This is a genomic window from Pantoea sp. JK, assembly GCF_026130245.1.
Lineage (GTDB): Bacteria > Pseudomonadota > Gammaproteobacteria > Enterobacterales > Enterobacteriaceae > Pantoea > Pantoea trifolii.
This window is the reverse complement of record NZ_JAINFN010000009.1, coordinates 161,580-178,249: the sequence shown is the minus strand read 5'-3', so window position 1 is coordinate 178,249 and position 16,670 is coordinate 161,580. Positions and strand designations below refer to the sequence as shown.

At 55.2% G+C, this 16,670-nt stretch carries 16 protein-coding genes; 8 read left to right on the top strand and 8 right to left on the bottom strand.

Annotation, left to right across the window (positions count from 1 at the left end; translation table 11 throughout):
- Positions 1–205 precede the first annotated feature (205 nt).
- Positions 206–1,633, top strand: a complete 1,428-nt coding sequence (locus PanJK_RS19035; protein WP_265302037.1) for an alpha,alpha-trehalose-phosphate synthase (UDP-forming) — start codon at positions 206–208, stop codon at positions 1,631–1,633.
- Positions 1,634–1,679: 46 nt separating this feature from the next.
- Here the strand turns inward: PanJK_RS19035 and PanJK_RS19030 are convergent, their stop codons facing one another.
- Entirely contained in the window at positions 1,680–2,531 is an 852-nt protein-coding gene (locus PanJK_RS19030; protein ID WP_265302035.1) for a DMT family transporter, read from the bottom strand.
- Between the two features lie 143 nt (positions 2,532–2,674).
- Between PanJK_RS19030 and PanJK_RS19025 the strand changes: the two genes are divergently transcribed.
- Positions 2,675–4,009 carry a PLP-dependent aminotransferase family protein gene (locus PanJK_RS19025; RefSeq protein ID WP_265302033.1) on the top strand — a complete coding sequence of 445 codons (1,335 nt, stop codon included), beginning with the start codon at positions 2,675–2,677 and terminating at the stop codon, positions 4,007–4,009.
- A gap of 18 nt (positions 4,010–4,027) precedes the next feature.
- Here PanJK_RS19025 and PanJK_RS19020 read toward each other — a convergent pair whose 3' ends face one another.
- From PanJK_RS19020 to PanJK_RS19005, 4 genes are all read right to left on the bottom strand, one after another.
- Complete coding sequence (locus PanJK_RS19020; RefSeq protein ID WP_265302031.1) at positions 4,028–5,209, bottom strand: NAD(P)/FAD-dependent oxidoreductase; 1,182 nt, start codon at positions 5,207–5,209, stop codon at positions 4,028–4,030.
- Between the two features lie 118 nt (positions 5,210–5,327).
- Positions 5,328–6,269 carry a 2-hydroxyacid dehydrogenase gene (locus tag PanJK_RS19015; protein WP_265302029.1) on the bottom strand — a complete coding sequence of 314 codons (942 nt, stop codon included), beginning with the start codon at positions 6,267–6,269 and terminating at the stop codon, positions 5,328–5,330.
- 135 nt (positions 6,270–6,404) lie between these two features.
- Positions 6,405–6,980 carry a PIN domain-containing protein gene (locus PanJK_RS19010; RefSeq protein WP_265302027.1) on the bottom strand — a complete coding sequence of 192 codons (576 nt, stop codon included), beginning with the start codon at positions 6,978–6,980 and terminating at the stop codon, positions 6,405–6,407.
- Positions 6,980–7,441, bottom strand: a complete 462-nt coding sequence (locus PanJK_RS19005; RefSeq protein ID WP_265302200.1) for a helix-turn-helix domain-containing protein — start codon at positions 7,439–7,441, stop codon at positions 6,980–6,982. The genes PanJK_RS19010 and PanJK_RS19005 overlap by 1 nt, the downstream gene beginning before the upstream one ends.
- Before the next feature lie 189 nt (positions 7,442–7,630).
- Between PanJK_RS19005 and PanJK_RS19000 the strand changes: the two genes are divergently transcribed.
- The 5 genes from PanJK_RS19000 to crtB are packed head-to-tail and all read left to right on the top strand — an operon-like array spanning position 7,631 to position 13,398.
- Positions 7,631–8,536: a polyprenyl synthetase family protein gene (locus tag PanJK_RS19000; RefSeq protein ID WP_265302025.1), complete on the top strand. Its 906-nt coding sequence runs from the start codon at positions 7,631–7,633 to the stop codon at positions 8,534–8,536.
- Positions 8,537–8,550: 14 nt separating this feature from the next.
- The gene (locus PanJK_RS18995) at positions 8,551–9,828 is read left to right on the top strand and encodes a glycosyltransferase (RefSeq protein WP_265302022.1); all 1,278 of its coding nucleotides are present in this window, start codon (positions 8,551–8,553) and stop codon (positions 9,826–9,828) included.
- Positions 9,828–10,994, top strand: coding sequence for a lycopene beta-cyclase CrtY (gene crtY / locus PanJK_RS18990; RefSeq protein WP_265302020.1), 1,167 nt, complete (start codon positions 9,828–9,830; stop codon positions 10,992–10,994). Before PanJK_RS18995 ends, crtY begins: the two co-directional genes overlap by 1 nt.
- Positions 10,991–12,472 (top strand): phytoene desaturase, encoded by a 1,482-nt coding sequence (locus tag PanJK_RS18985; RefSeq protein ID WP_265302018.1) that lies wholly within the window; start codon positions 10,991–10,993, stop codon positions 12,470–12,472. The genes crtY and PanJK_RS18985 overlap by 4 nt, the downstream gene beginning before the upstream one ends.
- Positions 12,469–13,398 (top strand): 15-cis-phytoene synthase CrtB, encoded by a 930-nt coding sequence (gene crtB, locus PanJK_RS18980; RefSeq protein ID WP_265302016.1) that lies wholly within the window; start codon positions 12,469–12,471, stop codon positions 13,396–13,398. The genes PanJK_RS18985 and crtB overlap by 4 nt, the downstream gene beginning before the upstream one ends.
- Here the strand turns inward: crtB and PanJK_RS18975 are convergent.
- Positions 13,337–13,870 carry a sterol desaturase family protein gene (locus PanJK_RS18975; protein WP_008108032.1) on the bottom strand — a complete coding sequence of 178 codons (534 nt, stop codon included), beginning with the start codon at positions 13,868–13,870 and terminating at the stop codon, positions 13,337–13,339. The genes crtB and PanJK_RS18975 overlap by 62 nt on opposite strands.
- Positions 13,871–14,099: 229 nt before the next feature.
- On the opposite strand from PanJK_RS18975, the gene PanJK_RS18970 reads away from it, so the two are divergent.
- Positions 14,100–15,290, top strand: coding sequence for an MFS transporter (locus PanJK_RS18970; RefSeq protein WP_265302012.1), 1,191 nt, complete (start codon positions 14,100–14,102; stop codon positions 15,288–15,290).
- Here the strand turns inward: PanJK_RS18970 and PanJK_RS18965 are convergent.
- On the bottom strand, positions 15,283–15,627 hold the full coding sequence (locus tag PanJK_RS18965; RefSeq protein WP_265302010.1) for an ArsR/SmtB family transcription factor: 345 nt from the start codon (positions 15,625–15,627) through the stop codon (positions 15,283–15,285). The two genes, PanJK_RS18970 and PanJK_RS18965, sit on opposite strands and share 8 nt — an antisense overlap.
- A gap of 96 nt (positions 15,628–15,723) precedes the next feature.
- On the bottom strand, positions 15,724–16,665 hold the full coding sequence (locus PanJK_RS18960; RefSeq protein WP_265302007.1) for a sugar phosphate isomerase/epimerase family protein: 942 nt from the start codon (positions 16,663–16,665) through the stop codon (positions 15,724–15,726).
- Positions 16,666–16,670 lie beyond the last annotated feature (5 nt).

Genomic DNA, 16,670 nt, shown 5'->3' with positions numbered 1-16,670 from the left:
TAAAATTTACTGAATACTCACGTCTAGTTTTTGGCATTGCGTCATCACGACAGCGATAAGTGGAAGATTGCCTTAACGAGGCGCGGCAGTCAATTTTCTGGCGTTTACCGTAATGAACGGCATTCTACAATTTTTACTGCGCCAACCTCTTTCAAACTTCCTGCCAGATATTAATTACGGGCAGGTCAAGCAATGGGTAAAAACTATGTCAGGCTTAATATTGGTATCACACAATCAAAACAACCACTCAACGCTTTCAAGTATTTATGAAAGTATATTGACGCGTCGTGGTGGCATGTGGGTGAAATGGAGTGGCGAGTTTGAGTCTTTTACCACTGAACCTCATCGGGAGTTAAATTTTACTAGTGGTAAACAATTCGACACGCTGACATTCCGCTTAACTAAATCAGAATATGAAGAAGGTTATCATCAATATATCCATCAGGGATTATGGCCGGTATTTCATCAGCGTCCCGATATGGCGCGCTTTTCTACCAGTAGCCAAATCGGTTATATGAAAATGAATGAAACCTATACGCGCGCCATTAGTGAATATGCCATGCCTGATGATGATATTTGGTTGCAGGATTATCACCTGATCCCTGGCATTAAAATGCTGCGCGATGTCGGCCTGATAAATCGCATTGGTTTCTTTTTCCATCAACCTTTCCCGGCGGGACAATCCTTTGAATCGGTGCCCAACTGGCGCTATCTGGCTGATTCCTTATTGTGCGCCGATCTGATTGGCTTCCAGACCACCCACGACATGAACAATTTCACCGCCTGGGTTGAATCCCGATTCCGTTGCGAACGCCAAACGCCTTACACGCTGCGCATTCATGGCCGCCAGATTCGCGTCGGCGTATTCCCGGTGGGCATTGATACCGCCGAAACCAGCGCGCTGGCGGAAAGTAACAGCTGCCAGTTTATGGAACAGCAATGTCGCGACACCTTACCGGAGAATCTTATCCTCAGCGGCGGGCATTTTGACGACAGCACCGGCACGCCCTACCGCATCAGCGCGATAGAAGTTTTGCTGCGTCAACACGAGGAGTATCACCACAAGTTTTCGTTGGTGCAGCTGGCTTCAACGGCGTCAGGTTACAGCCATCGCATCAAAGCATTGTCGCGTGATCTAGAAACCCGCTGCGGCGAAATGAACGGCGTGCATGGCGAGCTGAACTGGTATCCGGTGAGTTATTTGAGCAATCACTATTCGCGTGAAGAGCTGTGCGGATTTTATCGTGCGGCACGCGTGGCGCTGGTCACACCGCTAATAGCCGGGATGAGTTTGATGGCGAAAACCTATGTCGCCGTGCAGGATCATGCCAATCCCGGCGTGCTGATTCTGTCGCAGTTTGCTGGCGCCGCTGAACAGATGCAGGGCGCGCTATTAGTGAATCCTTACGATCCCGATGCTATCGCCGATGCCATTCACACCGCGCTCATCATGCCGCTTTCGGTGCGTCGCGAACGTCATGCCAGCCTGCTAAAAAACCTGCATCTGCATGATTGCCACAAATGGGCTGAAAGCTTCATTAACGCGCTGCAGCCGCGAGAACAGGATTTCGATTTAACACTTAAGTCGGGTGCGCTGATTTCCAATGGTTTTAGCGGGCGACTGCGTTATTAATCCAAAATGGATGAGGCCGCCTGCGGGCGGCCAACATGCATGAAGATTAACGCACACATTTTCGCGAACCGATGACGCAGAGAATGACGCCAAGCGTGACAGCTATCATCAGCGGGCTGACGCTCTCGTGCAGCAACGAAGCCGACAGACCCAGTCCAAAAAATGGCTGGAGCAACTGCAGTTGCCCGACAGCGGCAATTCCACCGATAGCGAGCCCTTTGTACCAGAAAATAAAACCAATCAGCATGCTGAAAAGCGAGACATAACCCAGCGCAAGCCAGGCTGAAGTGCTGATGTGGCTTAGGGATTCAGGTACGGTAAAATATGACGCGATCAACATGAAAGGCAGTGAAATAATCAGCGCCCAACTAATAACTTGCCAGCCTCCCAGCTCACGCGAAAGTTTTGCCCCTTCGGCATAGCCCAGGCCGCAGACGATCACTGACGCGAGCATCAGCAGATCGCCTTTAAGTGATACGGCAGCGAGATGAGAAAGCGCAAAGCCCACAACCAGCAAACTGCCGCAGAGGGAAAAGAGCCAGAAAGCGCGTCGCGGACGTTCACCACCACGAATGACGCCAAAGACGGCGGTTGCTAGCGGAAGCAACCCGAGGAAAACGATCGAATGTGACGAAGTTACGTGCTGCAATGCCATGGCGGTCAGCAACGGAAAAACAATCACCACGCCCATAGCGACGATGAAGAGCGAGAATAGTTGGCTTGGATCAGGTCTTTTGACCTTAAACAAGCAGATCAACATGAGCGCCAGCACACCCGCTATCGATGCGCGGATGAAAGTCAGAAAAAACGGGTCGATGTCCTGAACGGCAATACGCGTTGCCGGCAGCGATCCACTGAAAATAATCATGCCCGCCAGGCCGTTCAGCCAGCCTGACATTGACTCAGGACGCGTCTTTTGTATCACCACGTTAAACCTCTTTCAGTAGCTGAGTGAAGGTGACTATTTCCTTCATGAATTGACGCTACGGAGGATAAACGCCATGATCCAGAACAATCAAAATATTGTCATGGATACATTCGGTGAAAGCACGTTATAAGGATGTGGTTGACGAATATGCAGCGGCTATACGCAGCGGAGAATTGTCGGCAGGCACACGCCTGCCAACCCATCGCGCGCTGGCGGCGGAAAGACGGATCTCACTAGCAACCGCTACACGTGTCTACGCTGAACTTGAGGCAATCGGGCTGGTCAGCGGTGAAACCGGACGCGGGACTTTTGTCCGGGAAATTTCTTTGCCTCTGGGTCTCGGTGTCGATCAGCATGTGGTCGCAACCGATGTGGTGGACCTCAATTTCAATTATCCCGCATTGCCCGATCAGGCCGATCGCCTGCGCGATGCCCTGCGCAATCTCTCCAATGTAGGGGATATTGAATCGCTGCTGCGTTATCAGCCGCATGCCGGGAAAGAGAGCGACCGGCATACCATTGCATCATGGCTTAGCTCAACTGGGATCACGCCTTCGGCTGATGACGTTCTGATTGTCAATGGCGCACAGCACGGCCTTACCATCGCGGTGATGGGATTGCTGAAATCCGGCGATGTTGTGGCGGTAGACGCGTTGATTTATCCAGGCTTTAAGGCGCTGGCTGCGCTTTATCATCTTGAACTTGCCGCCATACCTGCTGGACCCGACGGTCCTGATTTCAATGCATTAAAACAGATTTGTCAGCGCAGGCGCGTGCGTGCGATTTATACCATACCTACATTGCATAACCCGCTTGGCTGGGTACTGAGTGCTGCGCAACGCAGAGAGCTCGCCCTGATTGCCCGAACGTTTGATCTTCTGGTGATTGAGGATGCCGCCTATGCTTATCTGGTGCCTCGTCCGCCGCCGCCGATGGCTTTTTATGCCCCTGAAAGAACCCTTTATGTGACCGGTTTTGCGAAAAATATCGCCACCGGATTGCGCGTCGGCGCCGTCGTCTGCCCCGCTGGCATGCGTGCAGCGCTTGAGCGGGCTATTCGTGCTACTACGTGGAATACCCCTTCTCTGATGGTCTCGTTAGTGTGTGGCTGGATTAAGGATGGGACGATCAAACGCCTGGAAACACTGAAAAGACGGGATGCCCGTGAGCGCCAGTCGATCGCCCGCCAGATTCTTGCGCCCGAAGATTTTATCAGCCATCCCAACTCTTATTTTCTCTGGCTACCGTTGCCGTGCGAAGTCAGGGCTGAACGCGTGGTACAGCGTTTAATGCAGCAGCAAATCTCGGTAGCTTCAGCTGAGCCCTTCAGCACCTCAATCAATGTGCCGCATGCCATTCGTCTTGCATTGGGATCGGTTAGCAAGGATAAACTGCGGCTTGCCGTGGCGGCAGTGAAAGAGACCATCGATTATGAAAGAGACCTGTAAAAACCGTGTCTCATTGCGTTATTGCGCCGCCGGGAAATTACGTTTTATCGGCGCAAACTCTTCCACGCTTTTACCCATCAACCGTTGCGGGCGGAAATCGCTCAGCAGCTCACTTGCCACATCGCCGATCAACTCTTCAGCCACCAGCTTGCCTATCAATGGCGAAAGCGTAATGCCGCTGTGCGTCACCGCCACATACACGCGTTGGTGCGCAGTGACATAACCGATTGCCGGTAAACCATCGGCAGGTCGGGCACGTTGGCCTACGACGATTTGTTCAATGTGCAACTCGCCCGCATCCGCAAACAGCGCATGATAACGCGCGCGGAACTGCGCGGCGATATCGCTGGTGATCGATGGGGGCGCAGATGAATCGGCCAGATGATCCAGCTCTAACGCTTGTAGCAGCAAACGTCCGCCGCCGTCCGGGCGCACGTTGAGTTGCGGAGAGATGAGATTGGCACTGAGCGACAGCGGCTGCGGCGCGGTGTGCACCAGAAAACTGCAGGCCACCGCATTCGGTTTGCTGGTATCCAGCAACGCCAGATTGAGTTCGAGTGAATTGAGCAACTGATTGGCCCAGCGTCCGGTGGCTAACACGATACGATCGCCCTGCCACTGCTCGCCGTTTTCCAGATCCAGCGTAACGCGATCGGCACTTTCGCTGATGCTGTTGATGCGTTGATGCTGATACAGCAGCGCGCCGTGCGCTTTCGCTTCGGACCACAAGCGTGCCAGATAGAGCGCAGGATGCAGTACCGATTCTGTCGGGAAGTGCCATACGCTGCCGCTAATGGCCTGCGCCCGCAGCTCCGGGATATCGCGCAGCACATCTGCGGGCGACGCTTCACGCGCCGCATAACCTGCCGATTGCAGCGACGTCGCACGCTGCAGCAAACGTTGCTGCGCATCACCCTCGGCGGCCCATTCCCAGGTTCCGCCGGTTTCCAGCCAGCGCAACCCGTTCGGCTGCGCGTGCTGCAGTTTGAGATGCTCTTCCATCGAGAGCACATTAAGCAGGTGATAACTTTGCGGCTGTTTACCGTTGGAGTTCACCCAGGCAAACGTGGTGCTGCTGGTGCCCGCACCAATATGTTGTTGTTCGAAAACGGTGACTTCAACGCCCTGCAACGCTAAGGCGCGCGCCACCGCTAATCCGATAACGCCGCCGCCAATAATGGCAATTTTCTGTGCTGTCATAATGGGCTCCTGAATTAAGTGCCGCTATTATAACAGCCTGGCTGAGTGAAAATTGCTATGACTAAACAGGGATAATTTATCTGGATATAAGAATTTCATCTTAATCCGGACACTTAAATTATACCGATGTCAGAATCTTCCCATCGGCGAAATAGGCAAGCAAATTCTCCAACACATTATTGGTCATTTGCGCGCGCGTTTCATGAGTTGCACTGGCAATGTGCGGCGTTAACAGCACATTATCCAGTTCACGTAGCGCGGGATGAATTTTCGGTTCATCCGGATAAACATCCAGCGCGGCACCTTTAATGGTTCCCTGTTGCAATGCCGCGATCAGGTCGGGTTCATGGATTACCGTGCCACGCGCGATGTTGATCACTACACCGTCTTTGCCGAGCGCCGCCAGCACCTTAGCGTTGACCAGCTGGAAATTCTCTTTGCTGCCCGGCAGGGCCAGCACCAGAAAATCACTGAAAGCAGCCAGTTGCTCGATAGTGTCGTAGCGCTTATAGCTGACATCTTTAGCCGAACGCGCGGTATACGCCACCTCCATGCCAAACGCTTCAGCACGGCGCGCAATCGCTAAGCCAATCGCGCCCAACCCGGCGATACCGATTCTTTTTCCGCTGGCACGAATGGAGAGCTCAACGCCGTTATTTTCCCATGCACCGGATTTTGCAAACTGATGGTAAGCCACCAAATTACGCGAGAACGCCAGTGTTAACGTTAGGGCTAAATCAGCGACATCGTCGGTCAGAATATCGCGGGTGATGCTGACCTGAATATCGTGTGCGGCAGCGTATTGAAGGTCGATACGATCGGTGCCGACGCCGAATACGGCAATCGCTTTACACTCGGGTAATTGTTCCAGCAGTGCAGTTTCAACCCCGACATCGCCACGCGTAACAATGGCTTTTATCGCTTTATAATGCTGCTGAATAAATAGCGCTGCGTCTTGTTGCTCATATAAGCGATGGCAGTGGAAATGTTGCGTGAGTTTACTGTCTAACTGCGGCATCAGCGGCTGAATAATCAGTACGGCAGGTTTGGAATTCGTCATTGTATTGTCCATTAGCGGTATTTATTTCCACCAGCCTAACGGAGTTATTTATGTTACGGCGTTGCTGTTACTTATTTCGCTAATAAGATCACGCTGAAATAAATGCCATGCAGCAGCATAGCGATTCAATCGTTGCTAAATGAGAAAACGAAACTTGTCTAATGCGTTTACTGTCATCGGTAAACCTTGCCGTAATAGCGAATCCAGATAAGCCGTGACGCCCATTGATGGGCGTCTGAAACTGGCGCGTTGCGCATTCACTGCTTTCAAAACCAACGCCTGATTTAAGTCGAAAAAATCCATGATGAATTCATCAGGGTGAAGGGCTTCAATTTCAAATTCAGCCATCAGGCTTCCTGGGAAATCCTTTAGGTTCATGGTGACAATGACTTCAGCCTTGCAGCGTATAGCAGCGGCAACAACATGGCGGTCATCAGGATCTGGCAAGGTTATGCCTGCAATAAGCGATTCAAATCCTGACACCATTGCGTCAGGAAGCGCTTTATTCATCAATGTCTGAGTTCGCAGCAACTGGTCGTCAGTGATCTCTGGCCTGTTGCTGCGTAAATTACGCTGCCATTCATCCTGAATGGTAGCTGTCCATTTTGGCTGGTATAACCCCGTCAGACCGAGACGAAGCAGTACATCGCGCAGTATCGATGGATACAATACACACGCATCCAGTACAACGGCATAAGGTGAATGGTTCATCAGTAGAAATTGAGATCCTGTCCCTGGTCTGCCAATTCCTGCATTGCCTCATTGCTCTCTTGCGCACGTTTCTCTTTGAATTGCATAAGATCAGCAAAAAGCACGCGACGATGGCGACCTGTTTTATGGTAGGGAAGCTGACCTTGCTCTAAAAGTTTCACCAGATGTGGGCGTGAAACGTTTAAAATATTCGCCGCTTCCTGCGTAGTTAATTCTGCGTGTACAGGAACAACCTGAACCGCATTTCCCACCGCCAACTCACCTAAAACAGCCATCAGTAGTGTCAGAGCTGACGTTGGCAGTTCAATCTGATGCGTTTCGTTATCTGCATCCTGAATGGTTATTTTTTGTGTTTCCTGCTTGGTGGATAGATACGTTGCGAGCTCCCTCTGTCCGCGCAAAGCGGCCTCAATCTCCTTCGGAGCCGGAAGGCTCAAGCTATCCAGAATTGAGTTTTTCATGCGTTTTCCAATTAATTGTTTGTGGTTGCTAATTGCAGTAACAGAATGATAATCGCAATAAACGAAACAATCAATATTCGAAATAAACGAAAATCGGCTTAACCACGCGGCCCCCGCTGGCGAACTCACCTTAGGCAGTCTACGGTTAATCAAAAAGCATAAGAAATTCACCAACCATGGATAGCCATTATGACCACCCATGTCGACACCACAGCACATCAGACAAGCGAACTCCTTCAGCTGCAGCACATTTTACAGGCGCATCTTGAACATTTACTGCCTGCGGGACAGCAAAGCGATCGCGTGCGTGCCGCAATGCGTGCCGGAACGCTAGCGGAGGGTAAGCGCATCCGTCCTTTATTACTGCTGCTGGCAGCGCGCGATATGGGTTGCGAGCTGACGCAAAATGGCGTTCTCGATCTCGCCTGTGCAGTGGAAATGGTGCATGCGGCATCGCTGATTCTCGATGACATTCCCTCGATGGATAACGCGCAGATGCGCCGTGGTCGCCCTACCGTGCATCGTGAGTTTGGTGAAAACGTGGCGATTCTCGCCGCCGTCGCGCTGCTGAGCCGAGCATTTGAAGTGATTGCCATCGCACCCGATTTGCCTGCGGTGCAAAAATCTGAAGCGATTGCCGAACTCTCCGCCGCCGTGGGACTGCAGGGATTAGTGCAAGGGCAGTTTCAGGATCTGCATGACGGCACCCAGAGCCGCAGCCCGGAAGCGATCGCCCTAACTAACGAACTGAAAACCAGCGTGCTGTTTCGCGCCACGCTGCAAATGGCGGCGATTGCCGCTGACGCTTCGCCACAGGTGCGGCAACGTCTTAGCTTCTTCGCCCAGGATCTGGGCCAGGCGTTTCAGCTGCTCGACGACCTCGCCGACGGCTGCAAACACACCGGTAAAGATGTGCATCAGGATCAGGGCAAATCCACGCTGGTACAAATGCTCGGTGCTGACGGCGCGGAACGTCGCCTGCGCGATCACCTGCGCAGCGCCGATGCACACCTTGCCTGCGCCTGCCATCGCGGCATCGCCACTCGCCAATACATGCACGCGCTGTTTAATCAACAGCTAGCGATGTTCAACTGAGCGCGGCTAAGCCGTTGGGCCACTTTGCGGTGATCGCGCCGCCGCTTTATAGCCACTTTCACGCGTTGCAGGCGTTAGCACAAACGCTGCTGGCGCGTGGCCATCGCATCACCTTCATCCAGCAAGCCGACGCCCGCACTTTGCTCAGCGACGAACGCATTAATTTCGTTGCAGTAGGCCAGCAAACGCATCCGGCCGGTTCGCTGGCGCCCGTGCTGCATCGGCTGGCTTCGCCGGGCGGCCTGTCGCTGTTTCGCGTAATCAACGATCTCGCCTCCTGCACCGATATGCTGTGCCGAGAACTACCAGCGGTACTGAAATCGTTGAACATTGATGGTGTGATCGCTGATGAAATGGAAGCAGCAGGCGGATTAGTCGCTGAAGCGCTGCATCTGCCGTTTGTTTCGGTGGCCTGCGCCCTACCGGTCAACCGTGAAGCCGGCATTCCGCTGGCGGTGATGCCCTTCCGTTATGCTCAGGATGAAAAAGGGCTGAAACGTTTTCAGGCCAGCAGCGATATCTATGATCGCATCATGCGTCGCCACGGCGACGTCATCCTCAAACACGCGCGGGCGTTCAATTTGACGGAGCGACGCGGATTGCATCAGTGCCTTTCACCGCTGGCACAAATCAGCCAGATGGTGCCCGCCTTTGATTTTCCGCGTCAGCAACTGCCCGCCTGCTATCACGCCGTCGGACAACTGCGCCCGCCGGTTGCGGCAGCGCCGCTCAATGCGCCCTGGCCGGCGCTGCGCCAGCCGGTGGTTTACGCCTCGCTGGGTACGCTGCAAGGCCATCGCTTCCGCCTGTTTTTGCATCTGGCACAGGCGTGCCGCCGCCAGCAACTTTCGCTGGTGATCGCTCATTGTGGGGGATTGAACGCCGATCAGGTGCACAAGTTGCAGCTGGCTGGTGCAGCGTGGGTGACGGATTTTGTCGATCAACGTGCCGCCCTGCAACACGCGCAGCTTTTTATTACTCATGCCGGATTAAACAGCGCGCTGGAAGCGCTGGAATGCGGTACGCCGATGCTGGCGCTGCCCATTGCCTTTGATCAACCCGGCGTGGCAGCGCGCATTGAGTGGCATGGCGTTGGACGGCGCGCATCGCGCTTTAACCGCGTTCATCAACTGGAGCAGCATCTGCAACAATTACTTACCGACGATCGCTACGCGTTACGGATGTCAGCGATACAGGCACAGCTACAGCGCGCAGGCGGTTGCCAGCGTGCGGCCGACATCGTCGAACAAGCGCTGTGCCAGCAGCAAGTTGTGCTGGCGGAGGCCACCTGATGCGTGCGCACTACGATGTGATTCTGGTCGGTGCCGGACTGGCAAACGGTTTGATTGCGCTGCGTCTGCGCCAACTGCAGCCGCAGCTCAAATGCCTGTTGCTGGAGAGCGACGCACATCCGGCAGGCAATCATACCTGGTCATTTCATCAGAGCGACCTCAGCGCTGAACAGCTGCGTTGGCTGCACCCGCTGATGACGGCACGTTGGTCCGGTTATCAGGTACGTTTTCCCGCGCTGCGCCGTAATCTGGATGGTGATTACTGTTCCATCGCATCAGACGATTTTGCCCGGCATCTCTACGCGGCGATGGGTGACGATCTGTGGACAAACACAGCCGTACAACAGGTAAAACCCACGCAGGTGACGCTGGCGGATGGTCGTGAGCTTGCTGCGCAAGTGGTGATTGATGGTCGCGGCTTACAACCCACGCCGCATCTGCAACTGGGTTATCAGGTGTTTCTCGGACAAGAGTGGCAGCTGGCGCAGCCGCACGGCCTGCAACAGCCAATCCTGATGGATGCCACCGTCGATCAGCAAGCGGGCTATCGGTTTGTTTACACGCTGCCGCTCAGCGCCGATCGGTTACTGATTGAAGATACCCATTACGTTAATCAGCCCACGCTGGCGGAGAACACCGCTCGTCATCACATCGCCGACTATGCCAAACAGCAAGGCTGGCGGCTTGACACGCTGCGGCGTGAAGAGCATGGCATTTTGCCGATTACCCTGAGCGGCGATATTGAACAATTCTGGCAACAGCAGCGCGGCCAAGCGTGCAGCGGCCTGCGCGCCGGGCTGTTTCATGCCACCACCGGTTACTCCTTGCCGTCCGCCGTGGCGCTGGCAGAACGGGTGGCCACGCTGTTGCCCACCGATGCCAGCACGCTCAGTCAACATATCGAACGCTTTGCCCGTCAGCAGTGGCGCGAGCAGCGATTTTTCCGCCTGCTGAATCGCATGCTGTTTTTGGCCGGCAAGCCGCAGCAGCGCTGGCGCGTGATGCAACGTTTTTACCGGCTCGATGCCGGGTTAATTAGTCGCTTTTACGCCGGGCAACTGCGCCTGCGCGATAAAGCGCGAATTCTGTGCGGCAAACCGCCGGTGCCCATCGGTGAAGCGCTGCGTGCGCTGTTGAATTCTGTCGAACCAGGGAAGAAAAAATGAAACGCACTTATGTGATTGGCGCAGGCTTTGGCGGCCTGGCGCTGGCGATTCGCCTGCAAGCAGCGGGCATACCAACCACCTTACTCGAGCAGCGCGACAAACCGGGCGGACGCGCCTATGTGTTTGAAGATAGAGGCTTTACCTTTGATGCCGGACCTACGGTGATCACCGATCCCAGCGCCATCGAAGAGTTGTTTACCTTGGCGGGAAAATCGCTCAGCGATTACGTCGAGCTGATGCCGGTAACGCCCTTCTATCGCCTGTGCTGGGAAGATGGCAAACAGCTCGATTACGACAACAATCAGCCGCTGCTGGAGCAGCAGATCGCCACGTTCAATCCGCAGGATGTTGCAGGCTATCGTCAGTTTCTCGCCTATTCCCGTGAAGTATTTAAAGAAGGTTATCTGAAACTCGGTACGGTGCCGTTTCTGCAAGTGCGTGACATGCTGCGCGTCGCGCCGCAGCTGGGACGTTTGCAAGCCTGGCGCAGCGTCTACAGCATGGTGGCGAAATTTATTCAGGACGATCATCTGCGTCAGGCGTTCTCCTTTCACTCATTGCTGGTGGGCGGTAATCCTTTTGCAACGTCATCGATTTATACCTTAATTCATGCGCTGGAGCGTGAATGGGGCGTATGGTTTCCGCGTGGCGGCACCGGCGCGCTGGTGAAAGGCATGGCGCGGCTGTTTGAGGATCTTGGCGGCGAGCTGTTACTGAATGCCGAAGTGAGTCAGCTGGATACCAGCGGCAACCGCATTAGCGGCGTTCAGTTAAAGGACGGACGACGCTTCGAAGCTGCGGCTGTGGCCTCCAATGCCGACGTGGTGCATACCTACGACAAACTGCTGCGCCACCATCCGCTGGCAATCAAACGTGCGACATCGCTGAAGCGTAAGCGCATGAGCAACTCGCTGTTTGTGCTCTATTTTGGCCTTAATCAGCCACATGAACAGCTCGCGCATCACACCGTCTGTTTTGGCCCGCGTTATCGCGAATTGATCGATGAGATTTTTAACAGCAGCCAGCTAGCTGAGGACTTTTCACTCTACCTGCACGCGCCCTGCAGCAGCGATCCGTCGCTGGCACCGCCCGGCTGCGGCAGCTTTTATGTGTTAGCGCCGGTGCCGCATCTCGGCACCGCTGACATCGACTGGCAACAGGAAGGACCGCGCTTGCGCGATCGAATTTTTGCTTATCTGGAGCAGCACTACATGCCGGGATTACGTCAGCAATTAGTGACACACAGAATGTTTACGCCGTTTGATTTTCGCGACACGCTGCATGCCCATCACGGCTCGGCGTTTTCGCTGGAGCCGATTTTGACGCAAAGCGCCTGGTTCCGCCCGCATAACCGTGATGCCGATATCAGCAATCTCTATCTGGTGGGTGCCGGTACGCATCCGGGCGCGGGCGTGCCCGGCGTGATTGGTTCGGCTAAGGCCACCGCCAGGCTGATGCTGGAGGATCGCGCCGAATGAATCGACAGCCCTTACTTGAGCAAGTGACGCAAACCATGGCGGTCGGCTCGAAGAGTTTCGCCACCGCCGCCAAGCTGTTTGATGCGCCGACGCGCCGCAGCACGTTGATGCTGTATGCCTGGTGTCGTCACTGCGACGATGTGATTGATGGGCAAACGCTGGGCGAAGGCGGCACGCAGCATGCCGTCGAAGATGCGCAGGCACGCATGCAACATCTGCAAATTGAAACCCGTCGCGCCTACAGCGGTGCGCACATGGATGAACCGGCCTTTAGGGCGTTTCAGGAAGTGGCGATCATTCACCAACTGCCTCAGCAACTGGCGTTTGATCATCTGGAAGGCTTCGCCATGGATGCACGTGACGAACACTATGCCAGCTTCGACGACACACTGCGTTACTGCTATCACGTCGCGGGCGTGGTCGGTTTGATGATGGCACGCGTGATGGGCGTACGCGACGAAACGGTGCTCGATCACGCCTGCGATTTAGGCCTGGCGTTCCAGCTCACCAACATTGCGCGCGATATCGTTGAAGATGCTGAAAATGGCCGCTGTTATCTGCCGCAAACCTGGCTCGATCAGGCGGGATTACGCGCCGATACGCTGACGGCGCCGCAACATCGCGCGGCGCTCGCCACACTGGCAGCGCGTTTAGTGACGGAAGCGGAACCCTATTATCACTCGGCGCGATCCGGTTTACCGGGTTTACCGCTGCGCTCGGCGTGGGCCATCGCTACGGCACGCGGCGTTTATCGCGAAATTGGCGTCAAAGTTCAGCACGCCGGTGTGCACGCCTGGGATTCACGTCAGCGCACCAGTAAAGGTGAAAAACTGGCGCTGCTGGTGAAAGGGGCTGGTTTGGCGATTACTTCGCGTGTGGCTCATCCTGAACCGCGTCCGGCTGGTCTGTGGCAGCGTCCTCGTTGATTTTTCGCCCGTGGCGCTGGCGCAACGTGGCTTGCAGCTTATTCAGCGGTGGCGCATAGAGAAAACCAAATGATACGCAGCCTTCACGTCCGCGCACCGCATGATGCATGCGGTGCGCCATGTATAAGCGCTTGAGATAGCCTTTGCGCGGGATATAGCGGAACGGCCAGCGTTGATGCACCAGACCATCGTGCACCATGAAGTAGAGCGCACCGTACGTCGTCATTCCGGCACCAATCCACTGCAGCGGCCACATGCCTTGCACACCGACATAAATCAGCACAATCGCCAGTACCGCAAACACCACCGCATACAGATCGTTGAGCTCAAACTTACCGCTGTGCGGTTCATGGTGCGACAAATGCCAGCCCCAACCCCAGCCGTGCATGATGTATTTATGCGACAGCGCCGCGACGATTTCCATCACCACCACGGTTGCCAACAAGATAAGCACGTTCCATAACCAGAGCATTGTTCGTCCATTTGTGGAAAAGGGAAATACTAAAGGTGGACGCGGATGAGCGATGGCGCAAGCGACAAATTTAATATGACCGCACTCGATAATCCGTCGACTTTACATCTCCCCACTCACTCGTTAGTATTGCCCTCCTTTCAGCGGTCAATCGCCGCTGCGTAAGCGTTAACGTCAACCAACGCACCATAAGCAGACTCGGTCTGCCTCATTGCTATGGTGCGAAAATATGACCCATACCGCGTTATCTGCGAATCCTGTTCTGCGTCGTTCTGGTTTTTTCCTGTTCTTACTGCTGCTGACGGCGGCCAACTTGCGCACGCCTATTACCGCGGTCGGCCCGGTGCTGGAAAACATCCGGCTGACGTTTGGCCTGAGCGCCAGTGCCGCGGGCGTGATTAACTTCTTGCCGCTGTTGATGTTCGCTACCTTAGCGCCACCTGCAGCCTGGTTCGGCAACCGTTTTGGTCTTGAGCGCAGTTTGTGGGGCGCATTACTGCTCATCACGCTGGGATCGATGCTGCGTATCAGCGGCAGTGAATCTGCGTTGTGGGCGGGAACCATCATCCTGAGCTCGGGGATTGCGGCGGCCAACGTGCTCCTGCCGCCGCTGATTAAACGTGATTTCACCGAACACACCGCCCGATATGTTGGCTTGTACGCGATGACCATGGCAATCACCGCCAGCATTGCGTCGGGCGTGGTGGTGCCGCTGGCAGAGCTAAGTAGCGCGGGCTGGCGACTCTCATTAGCAGTGTGGCTGGTTCCGGCGATCGTCGCGCTGTTAGCCTGGCTGCCGTATCTGAAGAAGCCTGCGTCTCAGGCAAAAAACAGCGCCAACAGCACTTCAACGCGCTCACCGTGGCGCGCGGCCTTAGGCTGGCAGGTTTCACTGTTTATGGCCTGCCAGTCGCTGGTGTTTTACACCTTGATTGGCTGGTTTACGCCTTTTGCGCAAGACAGCGGCATTAGCCAACTGGAAGCGGGTGGCATGCTGTTTGTCTATCAGATTGTGGCCATCGTTTCGAATCTGGCTTGCATGAGTGCGCTGAAGAAAATGCGCGATCAGCGAGCGATTGGTTTTCTCGCCTCGCTGTCGATTTTTATCGCGGTTTCGGGTCTGCTAATCGCGCCAAATTACGCGCTGTTGTGGCTGATTCTGGCGGGACTGGGCGCCGGTGCATCGATGGTGATTTGCCTGTCGCTGTTTAATCTGCGCACCCATGATCATTTGCAGGCGTCGAAATTGTCGGGCATGGCGCAGTGCGTTGGTTACGGATTAGCGGCGCTGGGCCCGCTCTGTTTTGGCCTGCTGCATGATGTCAGCGGCAACTGGCAGTGGCCGCTGATGCTGCTGTTAATGATTGCGGCACTACAGATGGTTGTGGCTACGCTGGCTGGGCGTGCGCGGGTTATTTAACCTGGAAGTCATCCAGCGTGGTGCGGGTCAGAGGATCTTGCTGGGTGGCGCTTAACACCGAATCGAGCAAACCCGGAAAACGGGCATCGAGATCGTCGCGGCGCAGCGACAGCAGATTTTCACGGCCAGAGGGTTTCTGCCAGATAATGCCGCCCTCGCGCAGCACGCGCCAGTGATGGGTTAAGGTGGATTTGGAAACGCCTTTCAGCAGCGATCCGCAAGTGTGTTCACCGCCGTCCGCCAGAATGCTGATCACCGTCATACGCATCGGATTGCCCAACGCCGCCAGCACATTCTCCAGCCTGATTTCATCGCGCTGTGGGTGGTTTTCCAGCATGGCTGCCTCTTAATAGTGGGTAGAATTTCGAATTATCAGGCAGGCAAGGCTCGATGTACAGAACACGGCGAGCGGTTGCCCGCCGTGGGTTTGACATTACTGGCTAATGGTTTGCTTAAGCGCCGCAATCGAGGAGGTCACGCCCGCTTCCACCGACATGGTGAGATCTTCCATCTCCAGCGATACCCAATCGTTGTAGCCCATCATGCGTACCACCGAGAAGAACTCTTTCCACCACTGCAGATCTTGGCCGCAACCGACGGCAACATAGTTCCACGCGCGATTGGCGACATCTTCCACCGGCTTGGTTTCCAGCAGACCGTTGATGTCCACCAGCCCGCGCTCCAGACGCACATCTTTGCCGTGGCAGTGATGAATCGCCGGGCCAAGCGCGCGCGCAGCGGCAATCGGGTCCGCGCCCATCCACAGCAGATGGCTGGGATCGAGGTTCAGACCAACCATATCACCCACCGCGTCGCGCAGGCGGAACAAGGTTTCCGGATTCCACACCAGCATCGAACTGAAGTTCTCCAGCGCAAACTTCTCCACGCCGCTGTTTTTGGCGCGCTGCACCAGCTCCTGCCAGTAAGGAATCGCTACCTCATTCCACTGATAATCGAGGCAGTTTTTCAGTGTCGGCGGCCAGCTCACGGTGTAAGTGATCCAGTTTGGAATGGTGTCGTGCGGGCTGGCGGGCGGCAGGCCGCTCATCATCACAATTTTCTTCACGCCCAGTTCACCGGCCAGCGCCAGCGCGTTTTCCGTATCGCGCTTGTGCTTGTTGCCCAGTTCGCCCGGATCGAGCGGATTACCCGACACGTTCAGCGCCGCAATCGACATGCCGCGACTCTCCAGCGCCTGCAGCAGCTGTTGACGCTGCGTGGCACTCGCCAGCAACGCTTCGGTACGCAGATGCGGTGCCGGTGACCAGCCGCCGGTCGTCATCTCAACGCCGTAAACACCCAATTCCAGCAATTTATCCAGCATCTGTTCAAACGGCAGATGACCGAGGCTATCGGTACAAAACGAGAGTTTCATGGCAG

Coding starts and splice junctions, on each gene's coding strand:
- PanJK_RS19035 (WP_265302037.1), top strand. CDS start 206: ATGTCAGGCTTAATATTGGTATCACACAATCAAAACAACCACTCAACG.
- PanJK_RS19030 (WP_265302035.1), bottom strand. CDS start 2,531: ATGTCAGGCTGGCTGAACGGCCTGGCGGGCATGATTATTTTCAGTGGA.
- PanJK_RS19020 (WP_265302031.1), bottom strand. CDS start 5,209: ATGACAGCACAGAAAATTGCCATTATTGGCGGCGGCGTTATCGGATTA.
- PanJK_RS19015 (WP_265302029.1), bottom strand. CDS start 6,269: ATGACGAATTCCAAACCTGCCGTACTGATTATTCAGCCGCTGATGCCG.
- PanJK_RS19010 (WP_265302027.1), bottom strand. CDS start 6,980: ATGAACCATTCACCTTATGCCGTTGTACTGGATGCGTGTGTATTGTAT.
- PanJK_RS19005 (WP_265302200.1), bottom strand. CDS start 7,441: ATGAAAAACTCAATTCTGGATAGCTTGAGCCTTCCGGCTCCGAAGGAG.
- PanJK_RS19000 (WP_265302025.1), top strand. CDS start 7,631: ATGACCACCCATGTCGACACCACAGCACATCAGACAAGCGAACTCCTT.
- crtY (WP_265302020.1), top strand. CDS start 9,828: ATGCGTGCGCACTACGATGTGATTCTGGTCGGTGCCGGACTGGCAAAC.
- PanJK_RS18985 (WP_265302018.1), top strand. CDS start 10,991: ATGAAACGCACTTATGTGATTGGCGCAGGCTTTGGCGGCCTGGCGCTG.
- crtB (WP_265302016.1), top strand. CDS start 12,469: ATGAATCGACAGCCCTTACTTGAGCAAGTGACGCAAACCATGGCGGTC.
- PanJK_RS18975 (WP_008108032.1), bottom strand. CDS start 13,870: ATGCTCTGGTTATGGAACGTGCTTATCTTGTTGGCAACCGTGGTGGTG.
- PanJK_RS18970 (WP_265302012.1), top strand. CDS start 14,100: ATGACCCATACCGCGTTATCTGCGAATCCTGTTCTGCGTCGTTCTGGT.
- PanJK_RS18965 (WP_265302010.1), bottom strand. CDS start 15,627: ATGCTGGAAAACCACCCACAGCGCGATGAAATCAGGCTGGAGAATGTG.
- PanJK_RS18960 (WP_265302007.1), bottom strand. CDS start 16,665: ATGAAACTCTCGTTTTGTACCGATAGCCTCGGTCATCTGCCGTTTGAA.